Source organism: Janthinobacterium sp. GW458P, assembly GCF_002127585.1.
Lineage (GTDB): Bacteria > Pseudomonadota > Gammaproteobacteria > Burkholderiales > Burkholderiaceae_D > Janthinobacterium.
Genome location: NZ_NEGZ01000109.1, coordinates 1 through 5,571, shown reverse-complemented (window position 1 = coordinate 5,571; position 5,571 = coordinate 1). Strand labels below are relative to the sequence as shown.

Annotated in this window: 3 protein-coding genes; all 3 read left to right on the top strand. The window is 68.8% G+C overall.

Annotated features, from left to right (window positions below; all coding sequences use genetic code 11):
* Nucleotides 1–451, top strand: a 451-nt coding sequence (locus tag CBW50_RS27895) for a response regulator (RefSeq protein ID WP_139842687.1), incomplete at its 5' end; no start/stop codon positions are given.
* A gap of 145 nt (nucleotides 452–596) precedes the next feature.
* Nucleotides 597–2,321, top strand: a complete 1,725-nt coding sequence (locus tag CBW50_RS27890) for an ATP-binding protein (RefSeq protein ID WP_226935623.1) — start codon at nucleotides 597–599, stop codon at nucleotides 2,319–2,321.
* Between the two features lie 75 nt (nucleotides 2,322–2,396).
* Nucleotides 2,397–5,571 (top strand): response regulator (locus CBW50_RS27885; RefSeq protein WP_172404925.1); only part of this gene is annotated, 3,175 nt, incomplete at its 3' end.

The following is a 5,571-nucleotide window of genomic DNA, read 5'->3' as shown; positions in this document are numbered from 1 at the left end:
CGCGCCGCCGGCGCCGTCCGCCCCCGCAGCGGCGCCGGAGCCGGAGGCTGCGGCCGCGCCCCGCATCCTGCTGGTCGAGGACACGGCGCTGAACCGCCAGCTGGTCTGCCTGCAGCTGGGCGGGCGCGGCTACACCATCGATACGGCGGAAAACGGCGAGCTGGGCTTGCTGGCCCTGGCGGCGCGGCGCTACGACCTGGTGCTGATGGATTGCATGATGCCCGTCATGGACGGCTACCAGGCTTGCCTGGCCCTGCGCGCGCGCGAACTGCGCAGCGGCGCGGTGCGCACGCCCGTCATCGCCCTGACGGCGGGCGTCACCGACGACGACAGGCAGCGCTGCATGGACGCCGGCATGGACGACTACCTGTCCAAGCCCTTCACGGCGGCCCAGCTGCGCGAACTGGTGGAGCAGTGGCTGGCACGCCAGGCTGAATCACAGCGACAGTGACCAAATGCAACACTTACCACAAATAATTCAATTTAATCGATAAAATCATTTATATTCGATATAATTGATCGCAGAGAGTAATGCGGCCCGGATCTACGCCCGCCCTCGCGGCGGCGGTCAGGGGAGACATACTGTGGGAGGCGGCATGCGGCACGACATCACACCACCATTGAAATGGCAAGCCCTGCCCTGGGAGCGGCTCGACACGCGCATCGTCCTGTCGGTTTTCGTGGCACTGCTGCTGGCCGGCCTGTGGGCCGTGACCCTGCTGCAGCTCGACCACGCCCGCGACCGCGCCGTCGCCGACGCCCAGCGCGATGCGCGCAGCATGGCGCGGGTCTTCGACGAACATGCGATACGCACCATCGAAGGGGCTGACCAGGCCGTCACCTACCTGCGCGGCCGCTACAACGCGCTGGGCGACAAGCTCGACATCGTTACCGACCTGCAGCAGGGACTCAATCCCGGCCCCCTGTACAACCTGTTTACCATCGTCAACGAGCGGGGCGACACGGTACTGACGAGCAAGCCGTTCAAGCCCACCAACCTGGCCGACCGCGAGCACTTCCAGGTGCACGTGCGCGGCGACAGCGGCGAACTGTACATCAGCAAGCCCGTGCTGGGCCGCGTGTCGAAAAAGTGGTCGATTCAGCTGACGCGGCGCATCAATCACCCCGACGGCAGCTTCAAGGGCGTGGTGGTGGCGTCGATGGACCCGTATTACTTCACGCGCCTGTATGACGAGGTCGACCTGGGCAAGAACAGTTCCATCGCCCTCATCGGCACCGATGGCGTCTTGCGCGCGCGCCGCGTCGGCAGCGTCAACACCATTGGCCAGGACGTCGGCGACAGCGCCCTGTTCGCACAGATGCGCGGCAAGACGCGCGGCAGCTTCCTGCAGCGCAGCCCCATCGACGGCGCCCTGCGCTACTACGCGTTTGAAAAGCTGGCGCACTATCCGCTCTACATGCTGATCGGCCTGGACCGCGACACGGTGCTGGCCGACTACGGCTCGCGCCGCGACCAGGCGCTGCTGATGGCGGCCGTCACCAGCGCGCTGATCGTGCTGTCGTGGGCCGCGCTGGTGCTGCTGATCGGGCGCCTGATCGACAGCCGCGCCAGGGCCATCGCCGCCAGTGAAGCCAAGTCGCGCTTCCTGTCGAACATGTCGCACGAGCTGCGCACGCCGCTCAACGGCATCCTCGGCTTTTCCGAGCTGCTGCTGGAGCAGCTGCAGCAGCAGCCCGGACTGGCCGGCCACGCGCATGCCATACGCGCCAGCGGCCGCCAGCTGCTGTCGCTGGTCGAGGCAACCATGGAGCTGAGCGCGCTCGAGGGCGGCCAGCTGCAGCTCAAATGCGCGCCGGAACCGCTGTCCGGCGTGCTGGCCCAGGCCCTGGCGCCGTTCCGCCAGCGGGCGGCGGACCAGGGCATCGCCCTGGACTGGAGCGCCGCCGCGGACGCGCCGTCGCACCTCGTTTGCGACCGTCCCCGCCTGGTGCGCCTGCTCGCCATCCTGCTCGACAACGCGCTGCGCTTCACGCCCGCCGGCCGCGTCGACGTGCGCGTGGCGCGCCACGCGGGCCAGTTGCGCATCGCCGTGCGCGACACGGGCGTCGGCATCGCGCAGGCGCAGCAGGCCGGCATCTTCGAGAAATTCTCGCAGGCGGACGACACGCCCAGCCGTGCCCACGGCGGCGCGGGCCTGGGGCTGGCCATCGCCAGCCACCTGGCTGTCCTGATGGGCGGGCGCATCGCGGTGGAATCGTCGCCAGGCCGGGGCGCCGTGTTCAGCCTCTGCCTGCCGCTGGCCGGCGCGGGGCAAACAGCGGGCCACTTCGACAAATTGACCACACTATCGGCTGAGTAGTTACCGGGAAAAGTTGTTCTTCTTCCATATCCGGTATAGCATCGTCACATGACCCGACTACCAGGTGGCGACGCAGTGCACAGACGACTGATTGAGTGGCTTTTTTTTCTCCTCGGACTGCTGATCATCGGCGCCACCCTGGCTTACCTGCACCTTGCCGAAACGACGCGGCATGCGGCGGCCGAGCGCGAGCGGCTGGAGGTGCTCACGGCGCTGCTGGCAAAAAATATCGAAGTCGACCTGGCCGCCACCAACCTGGTGCTCGAAGGCGTGATCCGCGACTTCCTCGGTCCTGCGGCGGAAACGGGCGCCAGCCAGGCCCTGCCCCGGCGCCTGAGCGCCCTGGTCGACGCCATGCCCGGCGTGCGCACCATGCTGGTCCTCGACGCCAGCGGCAAGCCGCTGGCCACGAATATCCCGGAGTTGATGCAACAGGATTTTTCGCGCCGCGGCTACTTCCAGACCGTGCGCGACGCGCCCGACGCGCACATGCTGTACCTGTCGCCGCCCTTCCGCTCGTTCAAGAATGACCTGGTGATGACGGCGGCGCGCATGGTGCCGGACCGGCAGGGCCGCTTCGCGGGGCTGGTGATGGCCACTTTCGACCCCGAATACTTCACGGGCAAGTTCCGCACCGCCATGTATGCGGCCGACGTGTGGGCCGTGGTGCTGCATGGCGACGGGCGCCAGTTCCTCAACTACCCGGCCAAGGGCGCCGTCGACGGCAGCAACCTGGACGTGCCAGGCAGCTTCCTGCGGCGCCTGCGCGACAGCGGCCAGCCATCGGCGGTGCTCGACGGCGTGCTGGTGCCCGGCCAGCCTGCCAGCCCGCCGCGCACGATGGCCATGGCCACGATCGCGCCGCCGGCGCTGCACATGGACCGCGCGCTGATCATCGGCCTGAGCCGCGAGGAAGCGGCCATCGCCGCCCCGCTGCGGCGCCAGGCCGTCGGCTATGCCATCTTCTTTGCCATCCTGGCCGCCACCGGAAGCGCGCTGCTGTACTGGAGCCAGCGGCGCCGGCGGCACCTGGCCGCCTGGCACGCGCAGCAGGAAAGCGCGCGCCAGGCCATGCAGGCCGTATCGGACAGCGAGACGCGCTTTCGCACGCTGATCGAAGATGCGCCGCTGGCCATCGCCATCCTGCGCCATGGCCGCTTCGTCTATTCGAATCCCCGCTACCGCCACCTGCACGGCTACGCCCTCGAGGATGACTTGAGCGGCCTGCCGTGGCGCAGCATGCTCACGGCAGAATCGCAGGCGGCGCTGGCGAGCAGCGAGGCGCTGATCGAGGCCGATTCCGCCAGCGAGCAGGTATTCGAAGCCGTCGGCCTGGACAAGCAGGGGCGGCCCGTGCCCGTCCTCAAGACGACGGCCCGCGTGATGCTCAAGGATGGGCCGGCAACGCTGATCTTCGTGCAGGATATTTCCGCGCAAAAGCAGGCCGAGGAAGCCATGCTGCTGGCCCGCGACGGGGCCGAGGCGGCCAACCGCAGCAAGGCCGAATTCCTCGCCAACATGAGCCATGAGATCCGCTCTCCCCTCAATGCCATCCTCGGCATGGCCTGGCTGCTGGAGAGGGGCAGCCTCGATGGCGAGGCGCTGCTGATGGCGCGCAAGATCCGCGCCGCCGGCCAGTCGCTGCTCGGCATTATCAACGATGTGCTGGACGTGTCGAAAATCGAAGCGGGCCATATGCACATCGAACAGGCGCCGTTCCGCCTGGCCGAGGTGATCGAAAAGATCGCCGCCAGCATGGGCGTGGCCGTGCATGACAAGCCCATCGCCGTGCGCATCGGCCCACTGCCGGACGGCGTCGACCATGCGCTGGGCGATGCGCTGCGGCTCGAGCAGGTGCTGGTCAACCTCACCAGCAACGCCATCAAGTTCACGGCGCAGGGCTCGGTCGAGCTGCACACGGCGCTGGAGAGCCGCGAAGGCGACGCCGCCGTGTTGCGCTTCAGTGTGCGCGACACGGGCATCGGCATCGCTCCCGAGGTGCAGGAAACCATCTTTTCCGCCTTCACCCAGGCCGATACCTCCACCACGCGCCGCTTCGGCGGCACGGGCCTGGGCCTGACCATCTGCCGCCAGCTGGTGCGCCTGATGGGCGGCGCCCTGAGCCTGAAAAGCGCCCTGGGACAGGGCAGCGAATTCAGTTTCACGGCGCCGCTGCAACTGCTGCCCGCACGGCCGCGCTGCGTGCCCGACATGCAGGGCCTGCACGTGCTGCTGGCCGACGGCCACGCCGCCACGCGCGCAGTGGTCAGCGCCGTGGCGCAGGGCCTGGGCTGGAGCGTGCATGCGGTCCCTGGCGGCGAAGCGGCGCTCGATTACGCGCTCGACTGCGCCGAGGACGCGCGCCCCGGCGTCGTCCTGCTGGCCGCGCACCTGCCGGACATGGATGGCGAAGCCGTCGCGCGCGCGCTGCGCGAGCACTTGCCGCCGCAGGATTGCCCCGTCGTCATCCTGGCAAACAGCAGCACGCCGGCCACGGCGCCCGCGCGGCGCCACACCGATCCGGATAATCCGGCCGATGCCATCCTCAACGAACCCGTCACGGCTTCGAGCCTGTACAACGCGACGATGGACGCGCGCCAGCGGCGCGCCGAAGCGGCCGGCCTCGATGCCAGCCACGCGGCGCTGGAAGCGCGCCAGCTCGCCGGCGTGCGCGTGCTGGTGGTCGACGACAGCGAAATCAACCGGGACGTGGTGAACCATATCCTGCGCGACCAGGGTGCCCTGCCCTCGTTCGCCTGCGACGGACGCCAGGCGCTGGACTGGCTGCTGGAGCACCCCGACGATGTCGACATTGTGCTGATGGACGTGCAGATGCCCGTCATGGATGGCTTGCAGGCCACGCGCGCGCTGCGCCAGCTGCCGCAGTTCCACGACCTGCCCGTGGTGGCGCTGACGGCGGGGGCATTCCAGACGCAGCAGACAGCGGCGCTGGAAGCGGGCATGAACCATTTCATCAGCAAGCCGTTCGACGTGCCGCAGACCATCGCCCTGATCGCGCGCGTGCACCGCCGCCATGCGCAGGGTCTGCCGGCCCTGCCGCCGGCCATCAGCGCGGCGGCGATGCCCGTGCCGCCGGCCGGCGCGGCGCCCGTGATCGACCTGGCGCAAGGACTGGCGCAGTGGCTCGATGAAGCGCCGTACCGCCAGCACCTGTCGCGTTTTGGCGCCACCTACCACAATACGGTCGCCACCATGCGCGCCCTGCTGGCGGCCAATGCACGCGACGACG

Excerpts from the sequence above, each read along its gene's own strand:
- CBW50_RS27890 (WP_226935623.1), top strand. The coding sequence starts at position 597 with ATGCGGCACGACATCACACCACCATTGAAATGGCAAGCCCTGCCCTGG.